Origin of the sequence: Sphingobium sp. CR2-8 (assembly GCF_035818615.1) — a bacterium.
Classification (GTDB): Bacteria; Pseudomonadota; Alphaproteobacteria; order Sphingomonadales; family Sphingomonadaceae; genus Sphingobium.
The window spans coordinates 373,052-391,074 of record NZ_JAYKZY010000002.1; the positions used below are offsets into that span (position 1 = coordinate 373,052).

Below are 18,023 nucleotides of genomic sequence, written 5' to 3' on the forward strand. Positions count from 1 at the left end.
TTTTCGGCAGACAGGTCGGGCTATGACTCGTATTCTCCACGTGCTGGACCACAGTCTGCCGCTGCATAGCGGCTACACTTTTCGCACCCGGGCGATCCTGCGCGCGCAAATGGCGCGCGGCTGGGATGTGCGCGGCATCACGGGCTATCGTCATGTGGCCGAAGGGCCGCTGCAGGAGGTGGTGGACGGCCTGACCTTCCACCGTACACCCGGACAGGCGGCGAGCGGCAATCCGCTGATTCGCGAATGGCGCGACATCGCGGCCCATGCCGATGCGATCGACGCGCTGGTGCGCCAGTGGAAGCCGGACGTCATCCATGCCCATTCGCCGGTGCTGAACGCCATCGCCGCGCAGCGTGTGGCCAGGCGTCATGGCCTGCCGCTAATCTACGAAATCCGCGCCTTTTGGGAGGATGCGGCGGTCGGCAACGGCACCGGGGTGGAAGGCAGCCCGCGCTATTGGCTGACGCGGCAGCTGGAAAGCCATGCGGTGCGGAACGCCGATGCCGTCGCGGTTATCTGCGAAGGGTTGCGCGGCGACCTGATCGCGCGGGGCGTGGCGGCGGACAAGATCGTCGTGTCGCCCAATGGCGTCGACATGGACCAGTTCGGCGCGCCCGTCGATCGTGATCCGGCGCTGACTGCGAAGTTGGGGCTGGAGGGCGCGGACATCGTCGGCTTCATCGGCAGCTTCTATGATTATGAGGGGCTGGACGATCTGATCGCGGCGATGCCGCGACTCGTGCGCGCGCGGCCCCGGGCCAAGCTGCTGCTGGTCGGTGGCGGCCCGATGGAACAGGCGCTGCGCGACCAGGCGCTGGCATCGCCCTTTGCCGACCATATCGTCTTCGTTGGTCGGGTGCCGCACGATCAGGTCGAACATTATTATGCGCAGGTCGACATATTGGCCTATCCGCGCAAGGCGATGCGGTTGACCGATCTGGTGACGCCCTTGAAGCCGCTGGAGGCGATGGCGCAGGGGCGGCTGGTCGCGGCGTCCAGCGTTGGCGGGCATCGCGAGCTGATCGAGCATGGCGTCACCGGCACATTGTTTGCGCCGGACGATCCGGCCGCGATCGCCACGGCGCTGGCCGACCTGTTTGCCGATCGCACGATATGGGACGAACGCCGCGCCGTGGCGCGCGCTTTTGTCGAGCGGGAGCGTAACTGGTCGTCAAACATTTTACGTTATGAACCCGTTTACCAGCGGTTGCTGGTGCGTCCGATGGGCGCGCGAGTCGCTGCATGAGCAAGGATTGAACAGACAGGTGGCGGCAGGCGTCGACAGCAGGCGAGGCTTCGCGATGGCGGCATTGGCTGGCCTGGCGGTGGCGTTGCTGATCCTGTGGATGCCGGTCGGGCTGGTCGAGATGGTCGTCGCGTCGAGCGGCCTCAGCGAAGCGCTGCCTGCCGCCGCGCCGCCGCTGGGGCTCAAGGCCCGGTTGATCATGGCGGGTTTCGCCGGGTTGATGGCGGTGGGTGTGGTCGGTCTGACACGCCGCGATACGGGCCTTTTGGCGATAGAAGATGGGAAAGGGCGCGCCCATCGCGTCCAGGGAGCACATAAAATGGGTTTCGCATTCTCCAAGCTGACCGCGCTGGCGCGGGGCCGCGCCGGATCGGACATCGATCAGGACGCGCCGGTTTTGCGCCGTGCAGACGCGCATCCCGATGCGCCGTCGCGCCCGCCGATCTTTGCCAGCCGCGACTTCGACGGGATCGACATCTTTCCGCGCACGGAATCGGTCCGTCGGCCGCTCGTTGCGAATCGGCAGCCCGAACGCGACACGGTTGTGCCGCTGAGCAATCTGCCCATGCCCAGCGCGCCGGAGCCGCTGGCGGAAGCGGATCTGCCGCAGCCTGCCTTCCTGCGCCCGGCCGGTCCGTTCACTGCCCCGACCCTGGTCGAAACCTATGCGATGCAGGACGATGGTGCGAGCGAAGCCGCAGCACCGACGGCCGAGGTCGAAGGGACGCCGCCCGAGGTTGCGCCCGCGCCGACCCCGTCGGCCGAACCCATGCGCCCCGCGCCCCTGCCGATGGGATCGACCCACGGCCTGTCGATCGCCGAACTGACGGCCCGTCTGGAACGCGGCCTGTCGCACCGGACGCGGACGGTGGTTCCGGCTGTCGCCCCAGATGGCGTGATCGCCGACATGCCGGTCGCGTCGGCCGTGCCGGTGCGGGCATCGGTGGAGCGGGATGCCGACGAAGCGCTGCGCGCCGCATTGGGAACGCTGCGCGCCATGGCCGGGCGACGTTAAGCCACGCATCCCCGAAGGATAATCGAAGCGGCGAACGACCCCCCGTCGTTCGCCGCTTATGATTCTACCAGTCCCTGATCGTCAGAACGGACAGTTCCAACCAGACGCCCTCGTCATTGGCGTCGCCATCGTCGATATGGACGTCGGCGACGAAATGCCCCGGCAGCGACCATTCGGCATCCTCCACGTCACGCATGAAAGCTGTGCCGCGATTCGGGAAATCGTCGCCGCTCATGCGCAGGCGGATGATGTGGCGGCGACCTTCGAACAGGGCGCTGGCCCAGGGACGGCTCACCGCCCGCTCGATCATGGCGGGTTGCCCCGCCTTGTCGAGCAATTGGGAGAGCAGGCGCGGCAGAGGATCGTCCTGCCGATTTCCTATTCCTTGATTTCGGATGAGGTTGGATGGGCCGAAATGATGATCTGCGCTTGTCATTGGCCGATGCTCCTGCGATATGTGTTCATGAAATGTTCTATTCTTCTCCGTACCCGATCGCCGGGTTCCCGCCCCAGGCGCAGGTCGAAGACCAGGCGCGGATCGCGCGCGCAATCGCGCCCGAACCGAGTCGGCGGGATATTATGGTCCTGAAGAAATCGCTCGATCGTTCGCAGCAACATGGGCTTTCTTGTCCCCTTTCAATGCGACTCGCCCGCTGCGAGCCGATAGGTATATTCCTATCTCAAACCCAATTTCCTACTTGTCTAGGAAAATTCCTATCATTATGGATGGAATATGGATGAATCGCAGCATGCCCGGATCGCGCTCGATCGACTGATCGTCGAACGCGGGGAGAATTATGCCGATCTTTCCCGGCTGATCGGGCGCAATCCGGCCTATATCCAGCAGTTCATCAAACGCGGCACCCCGCGCAAACTGGACGAGGAGGACCGCCGCGTCCTGGCGCGCTATTTCGGCGTGCCCGAACAGATGCTGGGTGGAGGGACGGTGGCCGTCACGACCGCCGCCCCGATGCGGGGCGTGCCGGCGGTCGTGGCCGTGCCCCGATTGGCGCTCGGCGCATCGGCGGGACAGGGGTCGCTGGATGACGATGAACGGGCGGCGGGCGTGATGGCGTTCGATGCGCGCTGGTTGCGCCATCTGGGCGTTCGGCCGCAGCGCGTGTCGATCATCCGGGTGGATGGCGAATTGATGGCGCCGACGCTGAACGATGGCGACGACATCATGGTCGATCATGACGACGACGCCGGCCGGTTGCGCGATGGCGTCTATGTGTTGAGGCTGGACGGTGTGCTGATGGTCAAGCGTATCGCCATGGGGCCGCGGCGCGGCTGGTTCAGCGTGGTCAGCGACAATCCCCATTATCCCGATTGGACCGACATCGATCCGGCCTTGGTGGATATTGTCGGCCGGGTCGTCTGGAGCGGCAGGCGCTTGCACTAGAGCATTTTCGAAGCAGATGGCATCATCTGCTGGCTCTGATTATGCTCTAGGCGTAAGTGCGCCTGATATCCGCCAAGTGGATCTTTTGTCGCCGGGTCGGGATAGCCAAGCCGGACGTGGCGTTGTGTTGCCGAACAGGCGATCGGCGCAACGACGCCAGGAGGAGCTTCGATTGAACGATAATGGCGCGGTGATCCGCAAGGCGATCGAGTGGCGCGGTGCGCCGCTGGCGCTGGCGACGGTGGTGTCGACATGGGGGTCGGCCCCGCGACCGCGCGGCAGCCATATGATCGTCCATGCCGATGGCCGGTTCGAAGGCAGCGTGTCGGGCGGCTGCGTGGAAAGCGACGTGTTGCAGCGCGCGGCCGAGGTGATCGCGGGACGCGCGCCTCATGTGGCGCGCTATGGCGTGGCCGATGGCGATGCCTGGGACGTCGGCCTGCCGTGCGGCGGAGAGATTGCGGTTTTGGTCCAGCCGATCGGCGAGGCGGGCTTTTCGCCAGCGCTGTTCGACCGGATCGAAGCGCAAAGCGCGCGCGGCCGCCCCCTGACGCTGGCGACCGACCTGGACAGCGGCGTGACCCGAGAGGCGGGCGATGCGGGCGATTTCCTCAATCGCTATGATCCGCCACGCCGCCTGCTGATCGTCGGCGCGGTGCAGATCGCCCAGAGCCTGGTGCCGCTGGCGCAGGCGATCGGCGTGACGCCGGTGGTGATCGACCCGCGCGGCCGCTTCCTGACGCCTGAGCGCTTTCCGGGCGTCGAACTGGACGACCGCTGGCCGGACGAGGCGATCGCGGCGCATGTCCCGGGGGAATCGACGGCGGTGGTGACGCTGAGCCACGACATCAAGATCGACGATCCTGCCCTGGTCGCCGCGTTGCGCGCGCCGACCGGCTATATCGCGGCGCTGGGTTCGCGCAAAAGCCACGCGGCGCGGCTGGAGCGACTGGGCGCGATGGGATTCGCGCCGGACGATCTGCGCCGCATCGACGGTCCCGCAGGCATCGATATCGGCGCGATCGGCGCGGCGGAAATCGCGCTGTCGATCAGCGCGGGCATGATCGCGGGGTTCAACGCCCAGCGTTAATCTCAGCCGTCGGCAGATATGGCGAGAAAAGGACGGTTAATGAGTGCCCCCCGCCGCAAGGGACGGGCAGGGGGCACATCCCTCACGCTGTCGGGCACAAAGGACCGGCGCGCGTTAACAAAGTCACTGGAAGGTTCAATACCCCAAATGGCATAAAGTTGAAATTTATTGTCGCATATGTCGATTTTACAAATGTAATATTACACAATTGCGAAAGGCAGCCTTTGGCTGCAACGCCTCATTCTGCCGTTCAACTCAGCAGCAGCGTCCGCCATTCTTGCCGCCATAGCGCGCTTCCTGCCGGTCGCGAAAATACTGGATGCGGTCCATCGCCGGTCGATCGGGATGATGCGCGGCCATATGGCGCAGATAGGCGTCATAATCGGGCAGGCCGACCATCAACCGCGCGGTGCGGCGCAGGGTATCGAACACGCCTCTCATTGCGCTGGCGCCAGCTTTGAGGGAATTTCGCGCGCGGTGGGAGCGGTTGCCCGGCGCGCGGCGATGCAGGTCTTCACCGTAAAGCCGAACAGCGCCAGCACCACCGCCAGGAACAGCGCCACCAGCGCGGCGTCGACCCGATCGTTGAAGATGATGCGCTGCATCTCCGCCATCGATTTGGCGGGGCCGATTATCTCGCCAGCGTCCGCCGCCGCGCTGAACTTCGCCGCATGGGCCAGGAAGCCGACCTTGGCATCGGCGGAAAACAGTTTGAGCCAGCCTGCCGACAGGGTGCAGATCAGCAGCCAGGCCGTCGGCACCATCGTCACCCACGCGAACTTGTCCTGCTTCATGCGGAAAAGCACGGCGGTGCTCAGCATCAGCGCGATCGCCGCCAGCATCTGGTTGGAAATGCCGAACACCGGCCAGAGGGTATTCACCCCGCCCAGCGGATCGGTGACGCCCTGATAAAGAAAGAAGCCCCAGGCCGCCACGGTGAGCGCCGTGGCGATGATGCCGGGCGCTTGGCCCGTGCTGTCCTTGAAGGACGGCACAGCCAGCGCGATCAGATCCTGTAGCATGAACCGCCCGGCGCGGGTGCCCGCATCGACGGCGGTCAGGATGAACAGCGCCTCGAACAGGATCGCGAAATGATACCAGAAGGCCTTCATCGCTGGCCCGCCGACGACATGGCTGAAGATTTCCGCCATCGCCACCGCCAGCGTCGGTGCGCCGCCTGCGCGACTGATGATGCTATGTTCGCCCACATCCTTGGCCGTCTGGGTGATGAAGTCGGGCGAGATCGGAAAGCCCATGGCGGTGACGGCGGCCGACGCACTCGCCGCATCGGTGCCGATAAGCGCGGCCGGGCTGTTCATCGTGAAATAGATGCCGGGGTCCAGGATCGACGCACCGACCAGCGCCATGATCGCCACGAACGCCTCCATCAGCATCGCGCCATAGCCGATCATCGGCGCATGGGCTTCGCTGGCGATCAGCTTGGGCGTGGTGCCGCTGGAAATGAGCGCATGGAAACCCGACACCGCGCCGCAGGCGATGGTGATGAACAGGAAGGGGAAGAGGCCGCCTGACCAGACCGGTCCACCGCCATCGACGAATTGCGTGAGCGCGGGCATCTTGAGCGGCGGAGCCATGATGACGATGCCGATGGCGAGCGCGGCGATCGCCCCGATCTTCAGGAAGGTCGAGAGATAATCGCGCGGCGCGAGCAGCAGCCACACCGGCAGGACAGAGGCGACCGCGCCATAGCCGATCAGGATCCAGCACAGCTGCACCGGCGTGAAGGTGAATAGCGGCCCCCATACCGGTGATGCCGCGATCGCCTGACCATAGACGATCGCGGCGAGCAGGCCGACAAGGCCCAGCAGCGACACTTCGCCGATCCGGCCGGGCCTGATCCAGCGCGTATAGGCGCCCATCGCCATGGCGAGCGGCACGGTCGCGGCGACGGTGAACATACCCCACGGGCTTTCCGCCAGCGCCTTGACCACGATCAGCGCCAGCACGGCCAGGATGATGACCATTATCATGAACGCGCCGAACAGTGCGATCGTCCCGGCAGCCTGCCCCATTTCCATGCGGATGAGTTCGCCCAGCGACTTGCCGTCGCGGCGCATGGAAATGAACAGGACCATGAAATCCTGCACCGCCCCCGCCAGCACGACGCCCGCGATGATCCACAGCGTGCCGGGCAAATATCCCATCTGCGCCGCCAGCACCGGCCCCACCAGCGGACCCGCGCCCGCGATCGCCGCGAAATGATGGCCGAACAACACGCTCTTGTCGGTCGCGACATAGTCCAGTCCGTCGGCGCGGCGGATCGCAGGCGTCGGCCGCGCCGGGTCGAGCCGCATCACATGGCGCGCGATGAACAGGGCATAATAGCGATAGGCGACCAGGAAACAGCAGACCGCCGCGACCACGATCCACAGGGCATTGACAGCCTCGCCGCGCGACACCGCCACGACGGTCAGGGCGATCGCGCCGACGATGGCTGTCAGAATCCAGGGTATGTGCCGGGTCATGCCGCCTCGCCGCTATGATCGAAATATCGGGGGCACCCTAAGCTGCTGGACCTGAAAGACAACCGTCAAGCTTTGCGGAACGGAAGCGCCCCTCCACCCATCCCCTTGGCAATGCCAACGAAGGTAGCCCGCCATGCCCATCGCGGCCTGTTCGAAGGGAAGGCGCCGCGCAAAATACCCGCGTTCTACCCCCGCACAATTCCTAGTGTCGAGATAGTTCGGGCGTCCCTATCCCCGGATCGCCGTTAACGTCGAGCACGGCGGAAGGGCCAGTCCACAACGCCGCTGGCCCACAGCGCCCACCAGATGATGACGGGTTGCAACGCCAGGCGCGGGCCGTGATACCACCAGCTCAGATGCGTGCCGCCCAGCGGAATATCGTTGATCGCATGGTTGATGTTCGCGGGCCAGACGCACAGCGCATAGAGGGCAAAACCCATCCCAGCCGCCCGTCGCAGGCGGGGCAGCATCAATCCGACCGCGCCAGCCAGTTCGGCGATGCCGGTCAGCGCCACCACCAGGTCGGGCATCGGCACCCAGTGCGGCGTGATCGCGACGAAGCCACCGGGCCGCGTCAGATGCGCAACGCCCGCAAAGCCATAGGCGGCGGCCAGCACGATCCGGGCGATTATCCGGCCGCGCGCCACTTAGTGCATCACGTCGATTTCAAGCTCGCCTTCATCCTCGCCATCCCAATAATGGGCGCGTTCGGCATGGACCCGGATCATTACCAGCCCGGGCGTATCCGCGCCCTGCGTGAACCAGATTTCCAGGTCGGGATTCCAATGTTCCACGAACTGTTCGCGGTCGCGGATCAGGTCGGCGCGGCCCTCCAGCGCGATGAACAGGGGACGCTGGCCGAACAGGCCGCTCTTGCCGTGAAAGGACAGGCTGACGCGGGGGTCGCGTTCGATGTCCCTCACCATCAGCGTGTCTTCGGTCGTGAAATAATAGCTGTCGCCACCATGGGCGACATCGTGATTATTGCTCATGGGACGGGCGCCGATATGGCCGTCCTCGGTATGGGTCGACAGCATCGCAAAATCGATTTGCTGCATTTTCTCGGCCAGACTGGCGATCGTATGCTCCACCATATGTCTCTCCTTTGCTCGATCATGGTCCAACGCAGCAGGGGGCGAGTCGGGTTCCCTCCGCCCATCGACAGCGCGGAATTGAGAACATATAACGAACAAATCATCTGATTCGGGATAGCATCATCATGGGACGTCGGGCTGGCCCATCCTATCGTCTGTTCTTTGCGGTAAAGCCGCCACCACCGGTCGCGCGCCAGATCGATCATTATGCAGCGATATTGGCGGGCGGGGAGGCGCGCATAGCGTCCGCGCATCAGCATGTGACGCTCAGCATCGCGAATGACATGGAGGCCTATCCCCAGGCGCTGATCGACACACTACGGATGGCGGCGGCGGACGTCATGGCCGATCCCTTCGACCTGCGACTCGATCGGCTCAGCTATGGTGGTCGGTCGGCGGCGCTGCGACCATCGCGCAGCAATGCGTCCTTGGCGCGCCTTCAGCGCCAGGTGGCCGACGCCATGAAGCGGGCCGGGGCGCTGCCGCGCAAAGACTGGACCTTCAGCCCACACCAGACGCTTTTCTACCGCGACGGCCCGCCAGCGCAACGGCGGATCGACGGCTTTGGGTGGCGAGTGGAGGATGTCGTGCTGATATGCAGTCATGTCGGGCGGACCCGGCACGATATCGTCGGAACCTGGCCGTTGCAGGGCAGCGCACAATATAGTTTGTTTTAGAGCGAGCAGGTCGACGTCGGGAGGCCGGTCAGCGCTTGCGCACGAACTCCGCGCGCAGCACCAGTCCCTTGATCCCGTCATAGCGGCAGTCGATTTCCTGCGCGTCGCCGGTCAGGCGGATCGATTTGATCAATGTGCCCCGCTTCAACGTCTGACCCGCGCCCTTGACCGTCAGGTCCTTGATCAGCGTGACCTGATCGCCATCGGCCAGCAGATTGCCCACCGAATCGCGCACCTCGACAGTGTCGGTCGCATCGGATTGCGGCGTGGCGTCGCTGGCGCTGATCCATTCGCCGCTGGCTTCGTCATAGACATAATCGTCGTCGGCCATGGCGATCTATCCCTGCGTCACGCTTTCCAGAACCGCGGCGCGCAGTTCGGCTATGCCCATGCCCTTTTCGCTCGACGTGGCGATGATGTCGGGGTGCGCCGCCGGGCGTTTGCGGATCGCGTCGGCGGTGGCTTGCGTCACGGCGGCCAGTTCGCTCGCCTTGATCTTGTCGCTCTTGGTCAGGACGATGCGATAGCTGACCGCCGCGCCGTCCAGCATGTCCAGCATGTCGGTATCGACATCCTTGATGCCATGGCGGCTGTCGATCAGCACCAGCGCCCGCTTCAACGCCGCGCGCCCGCGCAGATAGTCGTTCACCAGGAACTTCCATTTGCGCACGATATCCTTGGGCGCCTTGGCATAGCCATAGCCCGGCATGTCGACCAGCCGGAACTGGAGCGGTTCGCCCACGTCGAAGAAGTTCAGTTCCTGCGTCCGGCCCGGCGTGTTGGACGTCCGGGCCAGGCTGTTGCGATTGGTCAGCGCATTCAGCAGCGAGGATTTGCCGACATTGGACCGGCCCGCAAAGGCGACCTCATTCACGTCCATGTCGGGCAGGAATTCCAGCGTCGGCGCGGATTTGAGAAAGGCTATCGGCCCTGCGAAGAGCTTGCGCGCGTCCTCGATCAGGTCGTTATTGTCTTGGTCCATCATTCCACACTCCGTTCGGTTCGAGCTTGTCGAGAACCGTAGGCACCCGTTTCTCGACAAGCTCGAAACGAACGGGTGTGGTGCCTGAATTACTTCGTCGCCGTTGCGGTGCTCAGCACCGGATGGCGGCGATACAGCCACCATTGCTGCGCCATCGACAGGCAGTTGTTGGTGATCCAGTAGACCAGCAGGCCCGCCGCGAACGGCGCCATGATGAACATCATCATCCACGGCATGATCGAAAAAATCTGCTGCTGCATCGGGTCCATCTGTGCGGGGTTCAGCTTGAACTGGAAATACATGCTGATGCCCAGCAGCAGCGCCAGCACACCGATCGCCAGGAAGGACGGCGGGGTGAAGGGCAGCAGGCCGAACAGGTTCAGGATATGCAGCGGGTCGGGCGCGGACAGATCCTTGATCCACAGCACGAAGGGCTGGTGGCGCATTTCGATCGTCAGCATCAGCACCTTGTAGAGTGCGAAGAAGATCGGGATCTGGATGAAGATGGGCAGGCAGCCCGCCAGCGGATTGACCTTTTCCGTCTTGTAGAGCGCCATCATCTCCTGCTGGAGGCGTGGCTTGTCGTCCTTATACTTCTCTTGCAGCGCCTTCATCTTGGGCTGCACCGCGCGCATCGCCGCCATGCTGGCGAACTGGCGCTGGGCGACGGGGAACATCAGCGCGCGGACCACGAAGGTCAGGCAGATGATGGCCACACCGAAATTGCCGAGCGTTTCGAACAGCCAGTGGAGCAGCGCGAAGATCGGCTGTTCGAACCAGTAGAACCAGCCCCAGTCGATCGCGCGGTCGAACAGCTTCACGCCGTCGCGCTCATAGGCCTGGAGCGTCTTCACTTCCTTCGCGCCGACATAGAGGCGGATGGTCTGCGTCGCGGCCTTGCCGGGCGCGAGCATGGTCGAACCCAGCGCCGCGTCCGCCTGATATTGCGTACCGGCGCCCTTGCGGAACTGACCCGCGAAATCGGCGTCGGTTCCGGGCACCAGCGCGGAGAGCCAATATTTGTCGGTAAAGCCGATCCAGCCGCCCTTGGACTGGAAGCTCTGGGTCGACGGCCCCTTGTCCAGATCCTTGTAGTTGACGTCGTAATTGGCTGCGCCGTTGAAAACGCCCATTGGCCCCACATGGATGGTCCAGGTGTCGGGGTCCTTGGGTATGCCGTTGCGGCTGATATAGCTGTAGGGCTTGACCGCCACTGCGCCCGTGCCGCTGTTCGACACCTTCTGCGCGGCGGAAATCATGTAATTCTGATCAACGCTCAGGCGGATTTCGAACAGCTGCCCCGCGCCGTTATTCCAGGTCAGCGTCACCGGGCTGGTCGGCGTCAGTTCGCTGCCCTGCGCGGTCCAGAGCGTATCCTTGTTCGGGGTCTTCAGACCCTCGCCCTGCCAGCCGAAGCCTGCGAAATAAGCGTCCTGCGTGCCGCTGGGGCTGTAGAGGCGGACGGCGGGCGAATCCTTGGCGATCGTTTCGCGATAGGTCGGCAGCACGATATCGTCGATGCGCGCGCCCTTCAGGTTGATCGATCCGGTGAGTTTAGGCGTGCGGATCGGCACACGCGGGCTTTCCTTGAGCACGATGGCGCGGTCGCGAATCGCGCCGATGCTGTCCGCTGCCGGATCGGCGTTGGGATTGGCGACGGGCGTTTGTTTTCCGCCTTCGATCTTAGTCGCGGGCGGATTGGCCGCCGGAAAGAAATAATGCGAGACATAGGGCCAGCCGAACAGGATCGCCGCGGTCAGCAACACCGCCAGAATGATATTCTTCTTGTCGTCCACGTGTTCGGCTCCGCCGTCTTATATCTGTGTCAGGGGACCGGGTCGTAGCCCGACCCGCCCCATGGGTGGCATCGCATTAGCCGCTTGAACCCCAACCAGCTACCCTTGATCGCGCCATATTTGCCGATCGCGACAATTGCATATTCCGAGCAGGACGGGGAGTAGCGGCAAGTGGGGGGCAGGATGCGCGAAGGGCCGATCTGCCAGAAGCGCGCGATCAGGATAAGCAGCCGGGCAATCACGATTCGGGTGCTTCATGTTCCCGCGCAGGCGGGAACCCAGTTCCGCCATCGCCTATCGTCGCGCCATCGGGACTGGACTCACGCTTTCGCGGGAGCGCGTCGCTCTTTCTGGCGGCAGGCCTTTTGGCAACAGACCCGGATTTTCCGCGTGACGGCCCGCGCGGCGGATCGATCGGCCGCGTCATGATCTTGCCCAGCGCCTTGCCCAGCTCGGCGTGCAACAGGGCGAAGTCACGCTCGATCCCGCCTTCGCGGCCGATCAGCACATGGTCCGCCCCGGCGATGCCGTGGGTTGGCAGCAGTTCGCGCGCCAGAACGCGAAAGCGGCGCTTCATCCTGTTGCGGATGACGGCGCCGCCGATCTTCTTGGTAACTGTAATGCCGATCCGCATGGCCGGATCGCCGTCGCCGCGTTCGCGCACCAGCAGGACGAATCCCGGCATCGGCGCGCGACGTCCACGATTGGCCGCCAGAAAATCCGCACGCCTGCTCATAATGGCAGGCGCGACGGTCTCTCGCGGCGTTTCGATCAGGCGCTCAGGCTCTTGCGACCGCGCGAACGGCGGGCGCGAATCACATTGCGGCCACCGGGGGTCGCCATGCGAGCGCGAAAACCGTGACGGCGCTTCCGAACCAGATTGCTCGGCTGAAAAGTGCGCTTCATCGTTCATTCCTCAAAAAACAACTAGAGAATCGGGCGTGACAAAAAAGGGCCGCCAAAGCAGCGGCCGCATGGTCAGGGGGCGTCCGATAGGCAAAAGGGGGGGCAAGTCAATGGTGGAAGCACGCCATAGCTCCGTTCGGTTCGAGCCTGTCGAGAACCCAAGCGGAAGGGTTCTCGACAGGCTCGAACCGAACGGAAGCGGGTTATTTCCCCCGCGCGCTCGCCACGCCTGCCTTGAGCGCGTCATAACCCACCGCGCCGTTCAGCACCTGGCCGCCGATCACGAAGGTCGGGGTGCCGCTGGCCTGCAATTTCTGGGCAAGCGCGATGTTGGACTGGATTTCGGCGTCATATTTGGTCGATGCGATCGCCGATTCGGCTTCCGACTTGCTAATCCCGGCCTTGGCCGCCGCCGCCACGATCGTGTCGTGCGTGACCTTGCCCGCCCCGTACAGCGCCTTGTGATAGGCCATATATTGCCCGTGCTCGGCCGCCAGCAGCGACACCTTGGCCGCCTCGCCGCTCTGTTCCGACAGGATCGGCAGTTCGCGATAGACGACCTTTACCTTCGCGTCGCCCGCGACCAGCTTGGCCAGGTCAGGCAACGAGGCGCGGCAATAGCCGCACGCATAGTCGAAAAATTCGACCACGGTGACGTCGGCATTGGCCGCGCCTTCCCAAGCACCCGCATAAGGGGTTTCCAATGCGCTGCGGCTGGCGTCGATCGTGCCCGACATCCGCTTGGCCTGAAGCTTCTCCACCGCCTGCGGGATGATTTCGGGATGCTCCAATATATAGTCGTGCACGATCTTTTCGATCGCGGCTTTATCGGTAGCATTGACGCTGGCGGGTGCCTGCACCGCGAACGCGGTGCCGGCGGCGGCCGCTAGGAGGGCGAAGGCGCCAAGGGTCATCTGGATCGTCCTGTTGGAAAGGGCCGCGCGAAAGCTGGGCCGGGTCTGGGCTGTCATATCTATCTTTTCTTGCGCTGCTGCTCGATCGCCGCGCGGGATGTCATCGCGATATCCTGCGCCCGCAGATAGTCAACCGTCCCGGCTGGCAATCCCTGCATCGCGGCGTCCGCGCTGCGCAGCGCCATGGGATGCTGCCCCATCATCGCATAGCGTTCCGCCGTCGCCAACGCGGCGCGCGGCGTATCGCCGCGCCGCGCGTATACGACGCCCAACTGATACCAGGCGAAGGGATTTTCCCGGTCGCGCTGGACGGCCAGGCGCAACACCTGTTCGGCTTCGGCGAAATTGCTCTCATCCTCGGTCGCGATCAGCGCGTGGGACAACAGCACGGAAATGAGCGGCTGGCTGGTGATCTTCACCGCTTCGCGCAGGGGCGCTATGGCGTCCTTGGGGCGGCCGCTTTCCAGCAATATCTGCCCCTTCAATTCCAGAAAATAGGGGTCGTGCGGCGCGGCGGCGAGCAGGGCGTCGGCTTCCTCCAGCGCCTTTTGCGGATAGGCGCTCTTATGCCAGGCATAGGCGCGCGCATAATGAGCGGGCAGCGACTGGTCGGTCTCGGGATATTTGCGCAGCGTTTGCGTGGGTTCGGACACGAAGCCGATCAGCTTGGCCTTGATCCGTTCGAACCGCGCCTCCAACGCCTTGTCCACCGGCCGGTCCCAGGCGGGATCGACGCTATAGACTTCGCGCAGCACATTGATGCGCTCGCCCGACAGCGGATGGGTGCGCCCATAACTATTGTCCTGCGGGATCGCGAGGCGATATTCCTGATTTTGCAGCTTCTTGAAGAATTCCAGGCTGCCCTTGCCGCTTAGCCCCGCCTTCGACAAATAGCGCGCGCCGGCCAGGTCGGCGGAGCTTTCCTGTCCGCGCGAAAAGGCCAGGAACTTGCTCATCGCCGCCTGCTGGCCCAGACCCATAATGCCCATGCCCGCTTCCGCGCCGCCTGCCGCGATGGCGGCCGCCCCCAGCACCAGGCTGAGCAGCGTGACGCTGGTCGCTTCCTTGATCCCTTCGCCCGAGCGGATGATATGGCCGCCCTCGATATGGCCCAGTTCGTGCGCGACCACGCCCTGCAACTGGTTCACATTGTCGGCCTGCGCGATCAGGCCGCTATGCACCCAGACGATCTGCCCGCCCGCGACGAAGGCGTTGATCTCCGGATCGTTGATCACCATCACCTGGACGTTGCGCGGGTCCATGCCCGCCGCCTTGACCAGCGGCCCCGACATGTCGGCCATGAAGGCTTCGGTTTCAGCGTCGCGCAATATCTGTTGCGCCATGGCGGGCCGCGCCATGAAAGCGAGCGCGGCGAGGGCCAGGATGCAGAGTTGGAAAGACCGCCGCATCAGGGGCGGCCTTGCGAGCAAAGAAGGCAGAAAGTCACGCGCGCCTGTTGCACGAACCGGGCTGAACCTGCCCTGAAGGCGCACCATAGGAAAAGCGCCGCTGCGCGCCGGTCGTGACCGGAAGAGCAGCGGCGCTTGTTCATTCTGACGTTCGCCCGGTCTTACTGACCGAAGGTGCGCTGCCACCAGCCACGACGCGGCTCGCCATTGTCGCCTTCGCCCTCATCGCCGGCATTGTTGTCGGCGGTTTCGGGAGTGGGCGCTTGCGGCGCGGCGTCCTGCGCTACCGGTTCGGCGGCGGGTGCTGCGTCCTCTACGTCGGCTTCGGCGACAACCTTCTTCCGGCGCGTACGCTTGGGCTTGGCCGGGGCCTCTTCGGCCACGGGTTCCGCCGTCGCTTCGTCGGCGATCGACGGGGCGGCAGGCGCTGCGTCCTCTGCAGCGACATCCGCCTTCTTGCGACGGGTGCGCTTGGGCTTAGCGGGCGCTTCCTCGGCGACGGCTTCGACCGGCTCGGCGGCTGCGACAGGTTCGACGGGCGCTTGCGCTACCGGCTCGGCATCCGCCTTGGGCTTACGAGCGCGGGGGCGACGACGGGTCTTGGGCGCGTCCTCGGCGGGCGCGTCCTCGACCACGGCTTCGACCACCGGTTCAGCGGCTTCAGCCACGGGCTCGGCCTGCTCGGCTTCGCCAGCATCCGCTTCGACCGTCGTGGCGTCTTCGCCACCCTCGCGACGGCGACGACCACCACGACGACCACGACGACCACGACGGCGGGCGCCGCCTTCCTCGTCGTCACCGGCTGCGGCTTCCACCGGCGCGTCGACCGCCTCGCTGGTGGCTTCCTCGTCCAATTCGGCATCACCCTCGGCATCCGCATCGGCGGTGTCGCCAGCCTCTTCCTCGCCGCCTTCGCCGCGATTCTCCTCGCGCTGTCCGCCACGACGGCGACGGCGGCGACGACGACGGCGACCACCGTCGCGATCTTCGTCCCCGCGTTCGCCACGATCGCTGCGTTCTTCGCGCTCGGATTCGACTTCGGCTTCGGCCTCCTCGACCTCTTCCTCTTCTTCCTCCTCGATGACGTCCAGATCGTCATCCTCTTCCGGCAGGGGCGCGTAGCTCACGACACGCTCGGGGCGCGGCCCGCTGGCCTCGACCGACATGCGCGCGCCTTCGACTTCGCCATCGGGCAGGATTTCGATCCGCACGCCATAGCGCTGCTCGATCTCGTCCAGTTCGGCGCGCTTGTTGTTCAGCACGTAGAAGGCCGCTTCCTGGCTGGCGCGCAGGGTGATGAGGTTGCCGCGACCGCGCGCCGCTTCCTCTTCCAGCATGCGCAGCGCGCCCAGGCCCGCCGACGATGCGGTACGGACCAGGCCGGTGCCTTCGCAATGCGGGCACTGGCGGGTGGACGCTTCCAGCACGCCGGTGCGCAGGCGCTGGCGGCTCATTTCCATCAGGCCAAAGCCCGAGATGCGGCCGACCTGGATGCGCGCGCGATCGTCGCGCAGCGCTTCCTTCATCGCCTTCTCGACCTTGCGGATGTTGGAGTTCACCTCCATGTCGATGAAGTCAATCACGACCAGGCCCGCCATGTCGCGCAGGCGCAACTGACGCGCGATTTCGCGCGCGGCTTCCAGGTTGGTGGCGACGGCGGTCTGTTCGATCCCATGTTCGCGGGTCGACCGGCCGGAGTTGATGTCGATCGACACCAAGGCTTCGGTCGGGTTGATGACCAGATAGCCGCCTGATTTCAGCTGCACGACCGGATTATACATGGCCGCCAGCTGTTCTTCGACGCTGGCGCGCTGGAACAGCGATACCGGGTCGGCATATTGCTTCACGCGGCGCACATGGCTGGGCATCAGGAGGCGCATGAAATCCTTGGCCGCGCGATAGCCATGCTCGCCCTCGACGATGACTTCCTCAATATCCTTGTTGTAGATATCGCGGATCGCCCGCTTGATGAGGTCGCTGTCATTGTGGATCAGTGCGGGCGCGGCGGCGCTCAGCGTCTTTTCGCGAATCTCGTCCCACAGGCGGGCCAGATAGTCGAAGTCGCGCTTGATCTCCGGCTTGGTGCGCTGAAGGCCAGCGGTGCGCACGATGCAGCCCATGGACGAGGGCAGCGCCATTTCGGCGATGATCGACTTCAACCGCTTGCGGTCGGCCGCATTGCTGATCTTGCGCGAAATGCCGCCGCCATGGCTGGTGTTGGGCATCAGTACGCAATAGCGACCGGCCAGCGACAAATAGGTGGTCAGCGCCGCGCCCTTGTTGCCGCGTTCTTCCTTGACGACCTGAACCAGCAGCACCTGGCGGCGCTTGATGACGTCCTGGATCTTGTAGCGACGGCGCAGCGCCATGCGCTTGCGGCGCAGTTCGTCGGCGGCGTCGTCGCCACCTCGGCCGCGACCGCGTCCGCCACCACGGCGGCCGTTCGGCGCGCCATTGGCCCCGTCGTTGCTGCCTTCGCCTTCGGGCTGCTCGCCTTCTTCGCCGCCTTCGTCATCGTCATGATGATGGGTCGCCTCGACATATTCGACGCCGCCCTCGGGCGCGATCGGGTCGTGGTCCAGCTCATGATCGTCGTCATCGTCGAAATCGGCGCGCAGCGCGGCCTCTTCCTCGGCATGGGCGCGCTCTTCGCGCAGCAGCGCTTCGCGGTCCTCACGCGGGATCTGGTAGTAATCGGGGTGGATTTCGCTGAATGCCAGGAAGCCGTGGCGGTTGCCGCCATAATCCACGAACGCCGCCTGGAGCGATGGCTCCACGCGGGTGACCTTGGCCAGGTAAATATTGCCCTTGAGCTGCTTGTGCTCTGCGGACTCGAAGTCGAACTCCTCGATCCGGTTACCCTTGACGACCGCGACCCGGGTCTCTTCCCGGTGGCGCGCATCGATCAGCATACGCATTGTCATGTAAATGTCTCCGGCGTGGGCGGGCTGCGGCACAGGGCCGCGCCGCCACGCGATAGTGAAGGGACGGCCGGGCGCGCAC

Annotated in this window: 19 protein-coding genes and 1 pseudogene; 5 read left to right on the forward strand and 15 right to left on the reverse strand. The window is 64.7% G+C overall.

Annotation, left to right across the window (positions count from 1 at the left end; genetic code table 11):
- Positions 1–22: 22 nt before the first annotated feature.
- Together U5A82_RS05620 and U5A82_RS05625 are read left to right on the forward strand one after the other, a co-directional pair.
- A complete protein-coding gene (locus U5A82_RS05620; protein ID WP_326289317.1) occupies positions 23–1,249 on the forward strand; it encodes a TIGR04063 family PEP-CTERM/XrtA system glycosyltransferase in 1,227 nt (408 codons plus the stop codon).
- Between the two features lie 55 nt (positions 1,250–1,304).
- A complete protein-coding gene (locus U5A82_RS05625; protein WP_442802202.1) occupies positions 1,305–2,264 on the forward strand; it encodes a hypothetical protein in 960 nt (319 codons plus the stop codon).
- A 64-nt stretch (positions 2,265–2,328) separates the two neighbouring features.
- Here U5A82_RS05625 and U5A82_RS05630 read toward each other — a convergent pair whose 3' ends face one another.
- Both U5A82_RS05630 and U5A82_RS05635 read right to left on the reverse strand, forming a co-directional pair.
- Positions 2,329–2,700, reverse strand: a complete 372-nt coding sequence (locus U5A82_RS05630; RefSeq protein WP_326289320.1) for a hypothetical protein — start codon at positions 2,698–2,700, stop codon at positions 2,329–2,331.
- Positions 2,697–2,882, reverse strand: coding sequence for a hypothetical protein (locus U5A82_RS05635; protein ID WP_326289322.1), 186 nt, complete (start codon positions 2,880–2,882; stop codon positions 2,697–2,699). Before U5A82_RS05635 ends, U5A82_RS05630 begins: the two co-directional genes overlap by 4 nt.
- A gap of 115 nt (positions 2,883–2,997) precedes the next feature.
- On the opposite strand from U5A82_RS05635, the gene U5A82_RS05640 reads away from it, so the two are divergent.
- Both U5A82_RS05640 and U5A82_RS05645 read left to right on the forward strand, forming a co-directional pair.
- Positions 2,998–3,666 (forward strand): S24 family peptidase, encoded by a 669-nt coding sequence (locus U5A82_RS05640; protein WP_326289324.1) that lies wholly within the window; start codon positions 2,998–3,000, stop codon positions 3,664–3,666.
- Between the two features lie 172 nt (positions 3,667–3,838).
- Entirely contained in the window at positions 3,839–4,756 is a 918-nt protein-coding gene (locus tag U5A82_RS05645) for an XdhC family protein (protein WP_326289325.1), read from the forward strand.
- Positions 4,757–5,011: 255 nt separating this feature from the next.
- Here the strand turns inward: U5A82_RS05645 and U5A82_RS05650 are convergent, their stop codons facing one another.
- The 4 genes from U5A82_RS05650 to U5A82_RS05665 all read right to left on the reverse strand — a co-directional run bounded on the left by U5A82_RS05650 (position 5,012) and on the right by U5A82_RS05665 (position 8,336).
- Complete coding sequence (locus tag U5A82_RS05650; protein ID WP_326289328.1) at positions 5,012–5,197, reverse strand: YbdD/YjiX family protein; 186 nt, start codon at positions 5,195–5,197, stop codon at positions 5,012–5,014.
- Positions 5,194–7,242, reverse strand: a complete 2,049-nt coding sequence (locus U5A82_RS05655; protein WP_326289330.1) for a carbon starvation CstA family protein — start codon at positions 7,240–7,242, stop codon at positions 5,194–5,196. Before U5A82_RS05655 ends, U5A82_RS05650 begins: the two co-directional genes overlap by 4 nt.
- A gap of 245 nt (positions 7,243–7,487) precedes the next feature.
- Entirely contained in the window at positions 7,488–7,889 is a 402-nt protein-coding gene (locus U5A82_RS05660; protein ID WP_326289331.1) for a DoxX family protein, read from the reverse strand.
- Positions 7,890–8,336 carry a pyridoxamine 5'-phosphate oxidase family protein gene (locus tag U5A82_RS05665; protein WP_326289333.1) on the reverse strand — a complete coding sequence of 149 codons (447 nt, stop codon included), beginning with the start codon at positions 8,334–8,336 and terminating at the stop codon, positions 7,890–7,892.
- Between the two features lie 125 nt (positions 8,337–8,461).
- On the opposite strand from U5A82_RS05665, the gene U5A82_RS05670 reads away from it, so the two are divergent.
- Complete coding sequence (locus U5A82_RS05670; RefSeq protein ID WP_326289335.1) at positions 8,462–9,013, forward strand: 2'-5' RNA ligase family protein; 552 nt, start codon at positions 8,462–8,464, stop codon at positions 9,011–9,013.
- A gap of 28 nt (positions 9,014–9,041) precedes the next feature.
- On the opposite strand, the gene U5A82_RS05675 is transcribed toward U5A82_RS05670, so the two are convergent.
- The 9 genes and pseudogenes from U5A82_RS05675 to U5A82_RS05715 form a co-directional block, all read right to left on the reverse strand.
- Positions 9,042–9,344: an alkylphosphonate utilization protein gene (locus U5A82_RS05675; protein ID WP_326289337.1), complete on the reverse strand. Its 303-nt coding sequence runs from the start codon at positions 9,342–9,344 to the stop codon at positions 9,042–9,044.
- A gap of 6 nt (positions 9,345–9,350) precedes the next feature.
- On the reverse strand, positions 9,351–9,998 hold the full coding sequence (gene yihA / locus U5A82_RS05680; RefSeq protein WP_326289338.1) for a ribosome biogenesis GTP-binding protein YihA/YsxC: 648 nt from the start codon (positions 9,996–9,998) through the stop codon (positions 9,351–9,353).
- Positions 9,999–10,084: 86 nt separating this feature from the next.
- Positions 10,085–11,791, reverse strand: a complete 1,707-nt coding sequence (gene yidC / locus U5A82_RS05685) for a membrane protein insertase YidC (protein ID WP_326289339.1) — start codon at positions 11,789–11,791, stop codon at positions 10,085–10,087.
- Positions 11,792–11,820: 29 nt separating this feature from the next.
- Positions 11,821–12,033: a membrane protein insertion efficiency factor YidD gene (gene yidD, locus U5A82_RS05690; RefSeq protein WP_326289341.1), complete on the reverse strand. Its 213-nt coding sequence runs from the start codon at positions 12,031–12,033 to the stop codon at positions 11,821–11,823.
- 107 nt (positions 12,034–12,140) lie between these two features.
- Positions 12,141–12,527 (reverse strand): annotated as a pseudogene (gene rnpA / locus U5A82_RS05695) (ribonuclease P protein component); the annotation flags it as partial.
- Between the two features lie 35 nt (positions 12,528–12,562).
- Positions 12,563–12,697, reverse strand: coding sequence for a 50S ribosomal protein L34 (rpmH, locus tag U5A82_RS05700; protein WP_021317369.1), 135 nt, complete (start codon positions 12,695–12,697; stop codon positions 12,563–12,565).
- A 203-nt stretch (positions 12,698–12,900) separates the two neighbouring features.
- Complete coding sequence (locus U5A82_RS05705; RefSeq protein WP_326289349.1) at positions 12,901–13,668, reverse strand: DsbA family protein; 768 nt, start codon at positions 13,666–13,668, stop codon at positions 12,901–12,903.
- Positions 13,669–13,670: 2 nt separating this feature from the next.
- A complete protein-coding gene (locus tag U5A82_RS05710) occupies positions 13,671–15,020 on the reverse strand; it encodes a M48 family metalloprotease (protein WP_326289350.1) in 1,350 nt (449 codons plus the stop codon).
- Positions 15,021–15,181: 161 nt separating this feature from the next.
- A complete protein-coding gene (locus tag U5A82_RS05715) occupies positions 15,182–17,932 on the reverse strand; it encodes an Rne/Rng family ribonuclease (protein ID WP_442802203.1) in 2,751 nt (916 codons plus the stop codon).
- Positions 17,933–18,023: the final 91 nt, after the last annotated feature.